The sequence below is a fragment of the Winogradskyella costae genome, assembly GCF_013403865.1.
In the GTDB taxonomy this organism is placed as follows: Bacteria; Bacteroidota; Bacteroidia; order Flavobacteriales; family Flavobacteriaceae; genus Winogradskyella; species Winogradskyella costae.
The window spans coordinates 167,343-183,055 of the sequence record NZ_JABFDK010000007.1; the positions used below are offsets into that span (position 1 = coordinate 167,343).

The following is a 15,713-nucleotide window of genomic DNA, read 5'->3' on the forward strand; positions in this document are numbered from 1 at the left end:
TTAATTGAAATTCAATTAATTTAATGCAGTTATTTTTTGTTGTACTAACTGTCTATCTTGTCAATGTTTATATGCTAAGTAATCTAAATATTATACTCTGACAGGGGTCTGGTAAATTTTTCAGGATCCGCTGCTAAATGATAGCGGGGGTCATCAATGGCTTCAACGATAACATCTTTAAATTTAGGACTCGCTTTGTACAGTAAAATCTTACAATCTTCACTTAAATGTTTAAGTCTAATTGTTTTTCCTTCAGCTTGATATTTTTCAACAATAATAAAAATAGCTTCAATTGCTGAATGGTCTGATATACGCGCTTCAACAAAATCAATCTCTATATTATCTGGATCATTTTTAATATCGAATTTTTCATTAAAAGCGGTAATGCTTCCGAAGAATAATGGCCCCCAAATTTCATATGTTTTTGTACCATCGGCTTGAATACGCTTACGTGCTCTAATTTTCTTAGCATTTTCCCATGCAAAAGATAAGGCTGAAATAATTACACCAACGAATACAGCTATAGCTAAATCGAAGAAAACCGTTACTACAGATACAATAACAAGTACTACGGCATCTGATACTGGTATCTTTTTCATGATTCGGAAACTAGACCATGCAAATGTTTCAATGACCATCATAAACATAACTCCTACTAAGGCTGCAATTGGCACTTGCTCAATATATTTATCTGCAAATAAAATGAAAGTAAGTAAAGTAATTGCCATCATTACTCCAGATAAGCGTCCTCTACCTCCGGCATTAACATTAATTACAGTTTGTCCTATCATTCCACAACCACCAGTTCCACCAAAGATTCCACTCAGCATGTTTCCAGAACCTTGCGCGATACATTCTCTGTTGCCATCTCCCCTAGAATCTGTTAATTCGTCTACCAAGTTCATTGTCATTAATGTTTCTATCAATCCTACTGATGCGGCTAAAAAGGCATATGGTGCAATAAATTTTAGCGTGTCTAAGTTAAATGGTAAATGACTCCAAAGTTCACCAAGATTTAGTTTGCTAGACAATTCATCAAATCCATTTAAACCGGCACCGCCACCATCTCTAATGAAATCGCCTACATTAATAGAATGAAGGCCTCCAAAAATGGAAATTAAAGTCACTATTAGAATGGCTGTTAAGGCAGCAGGCATTTTTTTTGTTAATTTTGGTAATCCCCAAATTATAAACATAGTTAGCAAAACTAAAGCAATCATGATGTATAGTTTTTGTCCTTCCATAGTGGACTTAACAACGCCATTATCTTTTACAGAATATAAGCCATTATCTTTTATATTGAAAACAACTTGCTTAGTGTCGACGTCAAAAACTTGATTATTGGCTATGACAAAAACTTCTTCACCAGTAGTTATATTTGTTATGGATTCTCCATTTATTGAGAATATTTTAGTGTCAGAAATTAAATCTTTTACAGCGTTATCATTGATGTTGTAAATCAACTCTTTAGATTGTGTTTTGCGCATGTTTTGTCCAAAAACATCCTTGGTGTTTTCTTTAAACATACCAAGTTGTGCTAAGAAAATTACAATTGCTAATCCGTTTACAAATCCTAGCATTACAGGGTGAGGAATTAAACGCACAAATTTACCAAGCTTAAAGACTCCTGCTAATATTTGAATTAGTCCCATCAAAACAACGGCTGCCAGTAAATAAAAATACCCCATGTTTTCAACAGGAGTATCAAATAGTAACCCTTTAGCATGTCCTTCTTGAATCATATGAACAAAAATTACAGCGACAGCTCCGGCAGCACCTGAGATTAAACCAGGTCTTCCGCCAAATAATGCAGAAATAATTCCAATTATAAATGCACCAAATAGTGCAACGATCGGACTAATTTGTGCAACGAATGCAAAGGCAACGACTTCCGGAATCATTGCTAGAGATACGGTGATACCTGCAAGAATGTCGTTCTTAGGGTTTTGAGTAAAGTTCTTTAGGGTATTTTGCCCAAGTTTCATAGTATTTGCTTTTAAAAGTCGGCAAAGATAGATTATTTAGATTAAAGGTATAAGAATGAACTAATCTAAAAGAAAAAAGCACTAGTATTCACTAGTGCTTTTGGTTTGTGTGATGATTTTATTTTTTATCAGGTGGAAACTGTGTCAACATTTCTGATACAAATTCTTTAATACGTGCGTCTTTCTTATCTGGGTTGCTAGCGTTAAGATTTCCTGTGCCCGAACCTTGCCAAATTAATTCTTTTTTGTTAGCATCAATAAGATCTATAAATAGCATTCCTTCAGTAGTCGTTGTAACTTGGTTGTTGTTCCAGCCAGATCTCCAGCCCCAGCCACCATAACCGCCCCAGCCCCAAGCTCCATTGCCCCAAGCATTGTTGTAAACATCAACACGTTGGTTCGATTTAGTGAATATACTCACTAACATGTTGGGGTTTTCTGATTTTGTATAGCCTTTAGCCATTAGTTCTGCTTCAATGGCTCTTAGAATTCTACGTTTATCAATATCATTGATTTCTGCTTTGTCAATACCTGGTTTAAAAAAGGCAAAGGTTTTATAATTGTCAAAATTTGCTTCTCTATCATAATCGGCAGCAACCCTTACCGAGCTGCAAGATGTTAGTCCTATCAATAGAAGAAACATTGGAGTAAATTTTAATAGCTTTTTCATAATGGCTTTTTTTTTAATTATACTTAGTCTAATATATTGTCATCAACGAAATTAGGTAACGTTACTTTTAAATTTGGTTCGATTTCCATCGCGCGTTTTATCGCAAAAACGGCACCTTCATTTCTTGCCCAGCTTCGTCTTGATATACCGTTATTAACGTCCCAAAATAGCATTTGTTTTAATTTTTTGGATGCTTCCTTAGTACCATCAAGAACCATACCAAATCCGCCGTTTATAACTTCGCCCCATCCGACGCCTCCACCGTTGTGAATGCTTACCCATGTGGCTCCTCTAAAACTATCACCAATTACATTTTGTATGGACATATCTGCCGTAAAACGCGAGCCGTCGTAAATATTGCTCGTCTCTCTATATGGGGAATCGGTTCCTGAAACATCATGATGATCTCTTCCTAAAATAACAGTTTCAATTTCACCATTTTTTATAGCTTGGTTAAAGGCTTCGGCAATTTTCATTCGGCCTTCTGCATCTGCATATAAGATTCGGGCCTGAGAGCCTACAACAAGTTTGTTTTCTTGTGCACCTTTAATCCATTGAATATTATCAGCCATTTGTTGCTGAATTTCTTTTGGTGAATTCTTTTTAATATCTTCTAAAACTTTACAGGCAATAGCATCCGTTTTTATCAAATCTTCCGGTTTACCTGAAGCACAAACCCAACGAAATGGGCCAAAGCCGTAATCGAAACACATTGGTCCCATAATATCTTGTACGTAACTTGGGTATCTAAAATCGATACCATTTTCTGCCATAATATCGGCACCAGCACGAGAGGCTTCCAATAAAAAGGCATTTCCATAATCGAAGAAATAAGTGCCTTTTGAGGTGTGCTTATTTATAGCGTTTGTATGACGTCGTAAGGTTTCTTGAACTTTCTCTTTAAATAATTCGGGTTGATTCGCCATCATGTCGTTAGCATCATCAAAAGAAATATCTACAGGATAATAACCTCCAGCCCAAGGATTATGAAGTGATGTTTGATCACTTCCTAAATCAACATGAACATTAGCTTCATCAAATTTTTCCCATACGTCTACAATGTTACCGAGATATGCGATTGAAATAGTTTCTTTTTCAGCTTTAGCTTTTTCTACACGATTAACCAATTGATCTAAATCTGTTATTTTTTCATCAATCCAGCCTTGGTCTAATCGCACTTGTGTGATTTTTGGATTTACTTCTGCACAAACTGTGATACAGCCAGCAATATTTCCTGCTTTTGGTTGCGCGCCAGACATACCTCCTAAACCTGAAGTTACAAATAAATTACCTTTTGGTTCTTTTTTAATTTTTCTAAAGCCGTTGAGTACTGTAATCGTTGTGCCATGTACAATCCCTTGTGGTCCAATATACATGTAGCTTCCAGCTGTCATTTGTCCATATTGTGTTACGCCTAGAGCATTGAATTTTTCCCAGTCATCAGGCTTAGAGTAATTAGGAATCATCATGCCGTTAGTCACCACAACTCTTGGTGCTTCTTTATGCGATGGGAACAATCCCATAGGATGACCAGAATACATAGTTAAGGTTTGTTCATCATTCATCTCGGCCAAATACTTCATGGTTAATCGGTATTGTGCCCAATTTGAAAACACACCGCCATTACCACCGTAAGTAATTAATTCATGCGGATGTTGTGCTACAGCGTAATCTAAATTGTTCTGAATCATTAGCATTATAGCCGCTGTCTGAGTTGATTTTGCTGGATATTCAGAAATTGGTCTGGCATACATTTTATAATCTGGTCGTAAACGGTACATGTAGATTCTGCCATAAGTATCTAACTCGTTTTTAAACTCAGGTAATAAGGTTTTATGATCTTTTTTATCAAAATAACGCAAAGCATTTCTAAGCGCTAATTTTTCTTCTTCTGCAGAAAGAATAGCTTTACGTTTTGGTGCATGATTTATCGAAGCATCGTAAGGTTTTGGTTCTGGTAATATATTTGGAATGCCTTCTAATATTTGATCTTTGAATGAGAGATTTGTAGTATGCATTACTTCTTTTTTAATGTGTTTTTGTTGAATCCATAAGGACAATGTCTGCAGCCGCTTTCACAACAATAGCCACGTTTTAAATGGTATTGCTCAGTAAAACAGCGGTAACCTTCTGGTGTTAGATAATAATCACCGTCTTCAATTGGGACGTATTTTTTCATAGTTAATACCAAATAAACATCAAAATGCTAGGTTAAGTTCGTTGCTGTTTCCTTTATATTTTCAATTTAATTTAAAGAAAATATATTCCAAATTTACCTTCAATAATTTAAAAATTCATTTGGTATAACAAAGATAACGTAATTTGGTTTGATTTTTGAAACGAATAAAGCATGATATTGATTTCGAAATATATAGTGCCAAACGGTTATGCGGGAATTACCATTTTTCCTTTTGTGTTTTTAAAAACTGAAAATTTAAAACGTAATACTGTACTTGTAAATCATGAAAAGATTCATCTAAGACAACAGGTTGAATTATTTATTCTTCCATTTTATATGATGTATACAATTGAATTTTTATGTCGATTTATTCAATATAGAAAATGGGATTTAGCTTATAGAAATATCTCTTTTGAGCGTGAAGCTTATAGTCATGAAAAAGATCTTAGTTATTTAAAATCAAGATCTTTCTTTAATGTGTTTAAATTTATTAGAAATTAAATTTTTGCGATTTTTTATTCGCTATCAGTTAACTTTGTTGGTATAAAAACAAAGCAGTTGTTAAATAGTCGTACTCATAATCAGCATTTATCTATTCCCAATACGTCGATAGAAATTACAATTAAACGTGAAGATTTAATTCATCCTTTTATTTCTGGAAATAAGTATCGTAAGTTAAAATTCAATATTGAACAAGCTAAAACTAACAATATAAAAACCTTATTAACCTTTGGAGGTGCATTTTCAAATCATATTGCAGCTGTGGCTTATGCCGGAAAAGAATATGGTTTTAATACGATAGGAGTAATTAGAGGTGAAGAGCTAAAAGAAAAGAAGGACTTAAACCCAACGCTGACATTTGCAAAATCTTGTGGTATGCAATTTGAATTTGTGTCTCGAGAGGTTTATCGGAATAAAACCAACGGTGATTTCATAAATAGCTTAAGAAATGAATTTGGAGATTTTTATTTAATTCCGGAAGGAGGTACAAATGAATTGGCCGTCAAAGGTTGTGAGGAAATTTTGGAAGCAGACGATTTTAATTTTGATTATATCTGTTGTGCAGTAGGAACTGGAGGAACAATATCGGGATTAATTAATACGTCTAAAAAGCATCAGAAAATATTAGGTTTTCCGGCTTTAAAAGGTGATTTTTTACAAGAAGATATTCGTAAATTTGCAAATCAAGACAACTGGAAGTTAATAACAAATTATCATTTTGGTGGTTATGGTAAAATAAAGCCCGAATTGATTGCGTTTATTAACACGTTTAAGAACGATTATAATATTCCATTAGATCCTATTTATACTGGGAAAATGCTATTTGGAATATTTGATTTAATTGCTCTTGGATATTTTCCAAAAGATTCTAAGATACTCGTCATTCATACTGGAGGTTTGCAAGGTGTTGCAGGTGTAAATGATATGTTGAAGCGTAAAAACCGACCTTTAATTGAAATATAAAGCATGAAATTCAAATATTTATTTTTATTAGTTGCATTATTAGCATTGAGTTGTGGCCCTAAAAAGGGAATTGTAACTAAAAAGAAGCAAAGGAGTACTACAAAAACAGTCGTTGTTGAGAATAAAAAAGACGTCGTTAAAACAGTTGAGCCAGAAGCCCCAGCTGTAAAAGCAAATGATACGCGAAGCTCTGTAGAGATCTACATCGATTTATATGCAAATATTGCAAAATCTAAAATGCGTACTCACAAAATACCAGCAAGTATTACATTAGCGCAAGGAATATTAGAATCAGGATCGGGTAGTGGTCGGTTGGCTGTAAAGGCAAATAATCACTTCGGAATTAAATGTCATGGCTGGACAGGTGCTAAAATTTACCATGATGATGATCGCTCTCAAGAATGCTTTAGGAAATATGATAAAGCAGAAATGTCTTACGAAGACCATTCTGAATTCTTAACAGGCCGTAGCCGTTATGCGAGTTTATTTGATCTAAGACCCGATGATTATAAAGGTTGGGCTAAAGGCTTAAGAGCGGCGGGTTATGCAACAGATCGTAAATATCCTGAAAAACTGATTAGCTTAATTGAACGCTATAATCTTGATAAATATGATGATGAAGTTCTCAATGGAGCAACTACTAAGTCATCGCGCAGATCAACCACTATAATAGAGGGGCCAAAGAAGGTGACGTCTAAAAAGCACACGGTGGCTAAAGGAGATACGTTGTATTCTTTATCTAGATTATATAAAACTACGGTTGATGCTATTAAAGTTAAAAACAATTTAAAATCAAATGACCTTACTATTGGTCAACAACTTATTATTCCTAATTAATTTATGTTATATAAAAGAAGTAGTGCTTTGTTTCAAGATGCACAAAAGGTTATTCCTGGTGGTGTAAATTCTCCAGTTAGAGCATTTAATGCTGTAGGTGGAACACCAATTTTTGCTAAATCTGCAAAAGGAGCTTATGTTTATGATGAAGATGGAAATCGTTTTATAGATTATATAAATTCTTGGGGTCCAATGTTACTTGGTCATGCATTTTCTCCTGTAGTAGATGCCGTTATTGAAAAAGCAAAACAAGGAACTTCCTTCGGAATGCCAACAGCTATTGAAACTGAGATCGCGGAATTAGCGGTTTCTATGGTGCCAAATATTGATAAAATACGTTTTGTAAATTCAGGTACTGAAGCGTGTATGAGTGCTATTCGTTTAGCTAGAGGTTTTACCAAAAAAGATAAGATTATAAAATTTGCAGGTTGTTATCATGGCCATAGTGATTCGTTTTTAATTGCCGCAGGAAGTGGTGCCATAACATTTGGAACACCCAATAGTCCTGGTGTAACAGAAGGAACAGCAAAAGATACGTTATTGGCAAGGTATAATGATCTTGAAAATGTAAAAGAATTAGTTGAAGCAAATAAAGATGCTATAGCTGCAATTATTATTGAGCCTGTCGCGGGTAATATGGGCTGTATTCCGCCTGTAGATGGGTTTTTAGAAGGTTTAAGGTCTGTTTGCGATTCTAACGATATCTTATTGATTTTTGATGAGGTTATGACGGGTTTTAGATTGGCAAATGGAGGCGTGCAAGAACTTAAAAATATTAATGCAGATATCGTTTGTTTCGGAAAAGTTGTTGGGGGTGGATTGCCAGTTGGTGCCTTTGCTGCTAGAAATGAAATTATGAATTATTTAGCTCCAATTGGTCCTGTGTATCAAGCAGGAACTTTAAGTGGGAATCCGTTAGCTATGGCAGCTGGATTAGCAATGCTTAAAACCATTAATGCTGATGCTGATTTGATGAATAGGCTAGAGGTGAAAACAAAATATCTTCATGATGGTATTGCGGATGCACTTAATAAAAATAATGTAACACATACAATCAATAGAATAGGGTCTATGATTTCTGTTCATTTTTCAGAGGATGCAGTTGTAGATTTTGATTCTGCTGCCAAAGGAAATAATGACACGTTTAAAAAGTTCTTTCACGGTATGCTAGACAAAGGTATTTATATTGCGCCGAGTGCATTTGAAACCTGGTTTATAACGGATGCTTTAACTTATGAAGATTTAGACGAAACCATTGCGGCTGTCGAGGACATTGCAAAAGATTTGTAAATAAAAAAAGTCTCGCATTTTGCGAGACTTTTTTTATTATAAAAAATGAGCTTAACGTTTTTTGAATGCTTTGTAGCGATTAAATTGTTCTTTATTTAAAAGATTTTTCATTTGGTTGTCAAGCTTTTCGTTTGCGGCTGTTGTTTTAATAAATGATTCTTTATCAGTTGAGTTTTCGTTTTCAATGAAATATAAGGCACTCGTGTGCTCTGTTACTATTTCGTAAACTTCCTCTGTTTTGTCTTTTTCCAACCGAACAAATTTTATTAAACCTTTAGTCGTTTTAATAGCATTAGCTTCTATAATAGCATTCGCTTCCTTATCAGTTTTGCTGTCTTGTGCTGCAGCTGTCTGAGTTCCTAATAATAATGCAAATGCAAATAAGCAAAGTGTGATAATCTTTTTCATCATTGATTTTTAAATTCGATACTAAAATAACAATTTAATTCAATAAAAAGAAAAAGTATCACCGAAGCGATACTTTTTCTTTAAAATAAAATATTGATATCTTATTTGTCATCTTCTTGTTTGTTGTCTTTTTCTTTTCGTTTTTTATTATGATCACCTCTCTTTTTATGCTTTTTAGGCTTCATTTTTTCGAACTTAGCATATTGTTCCGCATTTAAGATGGTTTTCATATCGCGCTTCACTTCAATCTGTTGATCTAATCTTGTGTTTTGCATCTTAAGGAATTCTTCTTGAGAAGGTCTTTCTCTTTTTTCTCCTTCTGCAGATTTATGTTTTTGTCTTAATCCTTCGTTTGCTTTTGCTTCATTTAAGAAAATAGAATGTACTTTTTTCTGTTGCGCAGCAGTTAAATCTAGTTTTAAAGTTAGCTTCTTTGATTTTAAATCTGCAATATCATTGGGTGTCATTTGCATCCTTAGTTCTGATCTGTCTTTGCGTTCTGATCTCTTTTCTTTTTCCTGCGCCATGCCATTTAATGTAAATAGAGCAACAGCGATTACTAATAATTTTTTCATGTCTTTATAGTTTTATGTTATACTTATTTAGACCTAGAGTCCTTATGTAGGTTTAACTGTAAGTTGTGTTTTAACAAGTATTTTAACATTAATCATAGTTTTAAGAGCTTTAAAGTTGTTTGAAATAGGTTCTCTTTTTCAACCTTACTTTTTAGCCACGCGTAGAAGCTTAATATAAATATATCCTCTTTGTCTAGAGTAGTCCACTCAAAAGTTAATTCAATTTTGTTTTTAAATTCAGGTGTGTTTATACTTTTAGGTTTTATGTAATATAATTCTGCAAATTTTAGAAAAATTATAATTCTAGTTTGCCCAATTTGATTTAAGTAGCCTGTGTAGCGTCGCCTAAAACTTTTTAATCTCGAATAAAATAAGTCGTCTTCTTGCAATTCTGCATATAATAAAAGCTCGGCGACATTTTTTTTTATCACCCAATCTATACCTGATTTTTCTTGGTACCATTGATCAGTATGATAAAATTTAGATGAAATGGATTTAGCCTTTCCAAAGTCCTCTTTTTGAAAGTAAAACATAAAACTAGTTAGCTGTAAGTCTAGTAAGGTTTCTGTGTCAACATGTTTTTGATTTGTGAAGCGTTCAATTAGTGCAATCGCGTCATCTTGTTTATTGCTATAGTTTAGATTTAAAGCTTTAACTAAGGTTTTTTTTAAAATGAATGATTTGTGAAAAGTGCATTTTTTTAGCTGCATTAACTGTTCCATTTCATTGATGTAGCGCAAAGAAGCTTCAAATTTTTTATTTCTGAAGAGTGTGTTTGCAATGATATAAACGATTTCAATTTGATAAAAGAGTTGCTTATCGGTTTCCTTTTTTTGTTTTAGAATGTCATAACTCTTCATCACAAAGCCTTCGATTGAATAGTATTTTTTTGTGACTAAAGCCGAAATATTAGCAATCGCTAAAATTTGATATAAGGATTTAAAGGAAAGTGAGGTATTGATCTCAATGTGGTTTGCATTCAGTAGATGTTCAAGTTCTAATTCAAAATCAATAACACTTCCTTTATATGTGACTTCATTTAACATCAATTTTAACTGAGCGTACACGATGTTAAGTCGGTCTTCTAAGTGATGTCTTTTCTGATTTTCTTTCTGTTTAATTATTAAGTCATCTATACTCACTTTAGGATAATTATGTGCATACTGGATTTTGGTATGGTAAATTTCGTTGAGTATAGGGAACATTAAATGCTCGTCTGCTAAGCGTTCTGCTTTATCTAAAACTTTATATGCGATGTCATAATTTTTTTGAAGCAAAAATGTGCGTGATGCTAAGATATATTTAATAGCCTGTATATCTGTGGAATTCTCGTCCTCGAGGTTTTTATTGGCTGTGAAATCTATTAAGGATTGGAATAAGCGCTTTCTTAAAGCATGATAAGCATTACAGTTTTCTACTTTGTAAAGTTGATTGCAAATGCTTTTAGAATCGTCATTAGAATGCGCGAGTACTTTAAATAATTGAATGTTCTTTATGTCCTTTCGCTTGTTCTTTTGTTGAAGATAATTTATAAATTTCTGTTGCTCATCAATTGTTAATGTATCAATTATAGATTTCAATCCTATCATTTAATCGTCATTATTATATTTAGTACATGCCTAAATATATTGAATTTTTAATATAGGATGTAAATTATATCGTCAGTTTAGTTTAAATTTTAATTTTATGCTTCTTCACTTTTGTTAGAGATTTGGCTTATAATCATTAAAACTAAATACTATGAATTATCAAACAACAGTGTCTTTAAAAGATGAAGAAAATTTAAAATCAAAAAAGAAAGATAGGAAGGTGTATAACCATAAACCAACACCAGCATTTATTGGAGCCTCGTGGTCGGCCTTACTTATTGGTATGGTTGCTTATTGTATTGGACTTTGGAATGCAAATATGGAACTCAACGAAAAAGGCTATTATTTCACCATTCTATTATTTGGATTGTTCTCAGTAATCTCAGTTCAAAAAGCCGTTAGAGATAAGCTCGAAAACATTCAAGTTACCGAAATGTACTATGGCATCAGTTGGTTCACTTCGATAGCGGCCATTGTTTTATTAACCATTGGATTATGGAACGCAGATTTAGAATTAAGTGAAAAAGGCTTCTACGCTATGTCATTTACTTTGAGTTTGTTTTCGGCAATTGCAGTACAAAAAAACACAAGAGATGTCGCTTATATTAATAACGAATTAGATACAAAAGAAGACGACGATTAGTTTTGATGATCGGTTAATTTCTAACCAAAAACCTTGCAGCATTCTTTTTGCTGTGAGGTTTTTAAAATGATTTAATATTGAGCATAATCAGTGTGTTATTTTAGTTTACCTATTCTAAAAGACTATTGTAATACCTTTGGTTACTAAATACTAAGAAACAAATGGAGCACACCATTAAAGTGATATTAAAAAAAAGACTTAAAAAGGTTATAATTGTACTTTTAAGCATATTTGTTATGATAGCATCCGCACTTTATTTTTTGCAAGAAAAGTTATTGTTTTTACCTAATACTTTAGAGCAAAACTATCAATACCAGTTTCAACATAATTTTGAAGAATTATTCTTTAAAACTGATGAGAATACCATTATAAACGCACTTCATTTTAAGGTTGAAAACCCAAAAGGAGTTATCCTTTATTTTCATGGAAACGCTGGCGATTTAAGTCGTTGGGGAACGGTTTCAGAATATTTTGTAGATATGGAGTATGATGTCTTAATATTAGATTACCGAACTTATGGGAAAAGTACAGGCAAATTAAGCGAAGTCGGAATATATAGTGATGCTCAGTATTGCTATGATTACCTTTTAAAGCAATATTCTGAAAATGAAATTACTTTATATGGAAGATCTTTAGGGACAGGAATTGCATCATACTTAGCTTCAAAAAACAAACCAAAGCAGCTCATTTTAGAAACTCCTTATTATAGTATTTTGGATGTAGCAAAAGGTAGGTTTCCAATGTTGCCTGTAAAGCAATTGCTGAAGTATCATTTTCCAACCTATCAGTTTTTACCAAATACATCTTGTCCAATTACAATTATTCACGGAACAGAAGATAGCGTCGTGCCTTTTGTTTCAGCTAAAAAACTTTCAGAATTAAATATTGAAAATTTAAACTTTATTACTGTTAAAGGAGGTGAACATAATAATCTTATAGAGTTTGAAGATTATAGAAATGTAATTCAAGAGCGATTAAAGTAATGTGTTTTTAATAGTAAGGCACTCTTATAAATAAGATATAGAATGGGTAATCCAGATGCAACTACCAAAACTATAATTAATATTGATAATTTAAAACCTACAAACGGAATTTTATTGACATCTGAAAGCAATGTTGTTTTTTGAAATAGGTAATAAAAATTTGAAGCAGATAAGGAAATAACAAAAGCGATTAGGACATATTTTGTTAGTGGATAATGTGGATTGATATTTGTTTTGTGAAATAATAAAAGTACAATTACGCAACTGATAACGACTGCAAAAATTAGCGTATTAAATAGCTCCTTTTTATCTTTAGTATTGCTGCTAAATCGCTTTTGCGTACGTAAACAATCGGAGCAATAATTAGGGTTGTTGTAAATACACGTGTGACACATACCTCGTTTACAACCTTCACATTTTTTTTGTAAAAATAAGTTAGGATGTGTATGGCAGAAGTATAGTGCTTTTTTATTGTAGTCGCTCATTAGCACTAATATATAGTTTTCTGAATAAAAAAAAGGCTTCAATTTAAATTGAAGCCTTTTTTATAATGTATTTTAATTAAAATTATTTAGGATCTAAAATAAGATTAATACGCTCAATGGCATCTGCAATATGGATTCTACTTATAGAATCTCCACCACGTGCAGAACGTAATTGGCTACGTAATGATTTTAACTCTGCTCTTACAACCGCTCTAATATCAGATTGGCTTGTGTTAACAGGAGTCACTTTAACATAAGGACTAGATCTTCTGCCTGCAGTTTGGTTTTTTGCAGTCATTAAATACTCTAATCTATCAATATGTGCACGTTGTAAATTACGTCTGTAAGTATCTATTTTCTTACCTGTACGTAATTCACTCCAAACACCTTTACGTAAATCGCTCATCATATCAGTTAATGCATAAGCATTACTGTCATACGTATTTGCTTCAATAAGACGTTGCATTTTTCCTAAACTCATTATGTTGTTAAGGGTTCTAGACTGCATTGCTCTTACACGCTCTACAGAACCAGTAAACTCAATACGATCAAAAATGTTTTTATCTAGTAACCAATCTGGAGTTTCAAATAAGTTGGCTTGAATAAAAGCCAATGCTTTTTGCTGGTGATCTTTAGGGACGGCTGTATAAACAGCACCTTCTTGATCAGCAGCTTTATAGTTTTCGTAAACACCACCAATGTTATTAGAAACATGTCCCATATAACGGTTAAATTGTGATACTACATGGCCATACATTTCATCTAAATCATCATAACCTTCACCAGCTTCTGTAGTCCACTCAATTAAGTTAGGTACAATACGCTTAAGGTTTTTAATTCCATATTCACTTGCTAACATAGCGTCATCACCTAAATCTTCTGTTTGAGAACTAGGATCAACTACATCACCAGCTTGTTGGTGTCCAAAACGGTACATTGGGTCACCAGCATGCTTCATAATCCATTCGTTAAGAATTGGCTTTTCCTCTTCCGCAGTTTTATCTAAAATGGGTCTATAACCCCAAGAAATAGAATACTTATCGTAAGTTCCGATATCTGGCATTAACGCAACACCTTCATCACCTGGCTGAGCGATGTAGTTAAAACGTGCATAATCCATTATTGATGGAGCAGTACCAAATTCTTTAGTGAATTCAGCATCTCGTAATTTCTCTACAGGGTAAGCAACGCTAGATCCCATATTGTGAGGTAAACCTAATGTATGACCCACTTCGTGAGAGGATACAAAACGAATTAGACGTCCCATAACTTCATCTTTAAACTGTGGGCTTTGTGCTTCTGGATTAATTGCAGCAGTTTGAACAAAGAACCATCCACGTAACAACGACATTACATTATGATACCAATTGATATCACTTTCTAATATTTCACCTGTTCTTGGGTCACTTACGTGAGGTCCATTAGCATTTGGAATCGGAGAGGCTAAATAACGTACAACAGAATAACGAGCATCTTCTGGACTCCATTCTGGGTCTTCTTCAACCGTTGGCGGTTCTTTAGCGATTATCGCATCTTTAAAACCTGCAGCTTCAAAAGCCACTTGCCAATCTTCAATACCTTGTTTAATGTATTTTTTCCATTGTTCTGGAGTCGCCCTATCAACGTAGTATACAATTTGTTTTTTAGGTACTACTAATTCACCACGCTTAAATTTCTCAATGTCTTCCTCTTTTACCTCTAATCTCCAGCGATCTAAATAGGTAAGAGTTTTACTTTTTTGATCTGCTTGACCATAATCTGTTTGGTCTCTTGAAAACCAACCTACGCGTTCGTCAAAATAGCGGCGCTTCATAGGTACATCTGGTAAAAGAATCATAGAGTTAGACATTTCTATCGAAACACTACCCGTGCTAGAATTAGATGGGGGATTTCCTGCGGCATACGTTTTTACGTGACGTGCTTCAATATTTCTTGGGTAACTTTTAATCGTCTCGATAAATGATTTATCACTTTCTAAACGCGATATTTTATAAGAAGACCTATTACGTTGTGGTAATCCTAAAGGTTTTACATCTTTCTCAAATAAAGGCGTTGCATCTATCACTGTGCTCGTAGAGTCTTTGCTAAATGCTTCAATAGGAAATGTGTATAAAACAGGTTCGAAATTAGAATTTAAAACAGCTTCACTGACCGGAAGAGAATCAGCTGCAACAACATTGTAAGACACAACTCTAAGTACAACTTTTTTGTCTTTTTTCTCCCATCTCAATACTTGCTCATTAGTTTTGCCTCCACCAAAACCTAGCTCTGAAGCTGTTTTAGCAATACGAGTAACCATTAACATTTCTCTATTAAAAAGAGAGTCTGGTATTTCATAATAAAACTTGTCATCTAAAGTATGAACTGTGAATAATCCTACATCACTTTTTGCATCTTTAGTGATGACTTTGTCGTAAGGCTTTGGGTCATTTTTTCCAGGCTTCTTTCCTGAAGGTTTAGCCATGGCAGTGGCATCTTTGCCTGATTTTCCAGCTTTTTTTGCAGTAGAGCAAGAAAACGCTAAAAAGGCGGAAACTACAAAGAGTAGTTTAATGGAAACGTTTTTCAAAATAGTTAGTTTTTAAATTTTGATGAAAATACGTAT

At 33.6% G+C, this 15,713-nt stretch carries 14 protein-coding genes; 6 read left to right on the forward strand and 8 right to left on the reverse strand.

The features are described from left to right. Window positions 1–83: 83 nt before the first annotated feature. From HM986_RS14115 to HM986_RS14130, 4 genes are all read right to left on the reverse strand, one after another. Entirely contained in the window at window positions 84–1,985 is a 1,902-nt protein-coding gene (locus HM986_RS14115; protein WP_179335737.1) for a SulP family inorganic anion transporter, read from the reverse strand. 118 nt (window positions 1,986–2,103) lie between these two features. Then, window positions 2,104–2,655: a DUF4136 domain-containing protein gene (locus HM986_RS14120; protein WP_179335738.1), complete on the reverse strand. Its 552-nt coding sequence runs from the start codon at window positions 2,653–2,655 to the stop codon at window positions 2,104–2,106. Between the two features lie 23 nt (window positions 2,656–2,678). After that, window positions 2,679–4,673: a urocanate hydratase gene (locus tag HM986_RS14125; protein ID WP_179335739.1), complete on the reverse strand. Its 1,995-nt coding sequence runs from the start codon at window positions 4,671–4,673 to the stop codon at window positions 2,679–2,681. Then, window positions 4,673–4,834 carry a DUF5522 domain-containing protein gene (locus HM986_RS14130; protein WP_161624671.1) on the reverse strand — a complete coding sequence of 54 codons (162 nt, stop codon included), beginning with the start codon at window positions 4,832–4,834 and terminating at the stop codon, window positions 4,673–4,675. Before HM986_RS14130 ends, HM986_RS14125 begins: the two co-directional genes overlap by 1 nt. A 171-nt stretch (window positions 4,835–5,005) precedes the next feature. On the opposite strand from HM986_RS14130, the gene HM986_RS14135 reads away from it, so the two are divergent. From HM986_RS14135 to hemL, 4 genes are read left to right on the forward strand one after another with little or no spacing between them, the layout of a single operon-like run. Then, a complete protein-coding gene (locus HM986_RS14135; protein ID WP_179335740.1) occupies window positions 5,006–5,335 on the forward strand; it encodes a hypothetical protein in 330 nt (109 codons plus the stop codon). A 57-nt stretch (window positions 5,336–5,392) separates the two neighbouring features. Continuing rightward, window positions 5,393–6,298 (forward strand): 1-aminocyclopropane-1-carboxylate deaminase/D-cysteine desulfhydrase, encoded by a 906-nt coding sequence (locus HM986_RS14140; RefSeq protein WP_179335741.1) that lies wholly within the window; start codon window positions 5,393–5,395, stop codon window positions 6,296–6,298. Between the two features lie 3 nt (window positions 6,299–6,301). Next, window positions 6,302–7,135 carry a glucosaminidase domain-containing protein gene (locus HM986_RS14145; protein ID WP_179335742.1) on the forward strand — a complete coding sequence of 278 codons (834 nt, stop codon included), beginning with the start codon at window positions 6,302–6,304 and terminating at the stop codon, window positions 7,133–7,135. A gap of 3 nt (window positions 7,136–7,138) precedes the next feature. After that, on the forward strand, window positions 7,139–8,425 hold the full coding sequence (gene hemL, locus HM986_RS14150) for a glutamate-1-semialdehyde 2,1-aminomutase (RefSeq protein WP_179335743.1): 1,287 nt from the start codon (window positions 7,139–7,141) through the stop codon (window positions 8,423–8,425). Window positions 8,426–8,476: 51 nt separating this feature from the next. Here the strand turns inward: hemL and HM986_RS14155 are convergent, their stop codons facing one another. From HM986_RS14155 to HM986_RS14165, 3 genes are all read right to left on the reverse strand, one after another. Next, window positions 8,477–8,833: a hypothetical protein gene (locus tag HM986_RS14155; protein WP_179335744.1), complete on the reverse strand. Its 357-nt coding sequence runs from the start codon at window positions 8,831–8,833 to the stop codon at window positions 8,477–8,479. A gap of 101 nt (window positions 8,834–8,934) precedes the next feature. Further along, window positions 8,935–9,408 carry a hypothetical protein gene (locus tag HM986_RS14160; protein WP_179335745.1) on the reverse strand — a complete coding sequence of 158 codons (474 nt, stop codon included), beginning with the start codon at window positions 9,406–9,408 and terminating at the stop codon, window positions 8,935–8,937. Between the two features lie 92 nt (window positions 9,409–9,500). Next, window positions 9,501–10,997, reverse strand: coding sequence for a hypothetical protein (locus HM986_RS14165; RefSeq protein ID WP_179335746.1), 1,497 nt, complete (start codon window positions 10,995–10,997; stop codon window positions 9,501–9,503). Between the two features lie 151 nt (window positions 10,998–11,148). Between HM986_RS14165 and yiaA the strand changes: the two genes are divergently transcribed. Then, entirely contained in the window at window positions 11,149–11,640 is a 492-nt protein-coding gene (gene yiaA / locus HM986_RS14170) for an inner membrane protein YiaA (protein WP_179335747.1), read from the forward strand. A 236-nt stretch (window positions 11,641–11,876) separates the two neighbouring features. After that, complete coding sequence (locus tag HM986_RS14175; protein ID WP_246288512.1) at window positions 11,877–12,623, forward strand: alpha/beta hydrolase; 747 nt, start codon at window positions 11,877–11,879, stop codon at window positions 12,621–12,623. A gap of 567 nt (window positions 12,624–13,190) precedes the next feature. Here HM986_RS14175 and HM986_RS14180 read toward each other — a convergent pair. Further along, window positions 13,191–15,680, reverse strand: coding sequence for a zinc-dependent metalloprotease (locus HM986_RS14180; RefSeq protein ID WP_394354227.1), 2,490 nt, complete (start codon window positions 15,678–15,680; stop codon window positions 13,191–13,193). Between the last annotated feature and the right edge of the window lie 33 nt (window positions 15,681–15,713).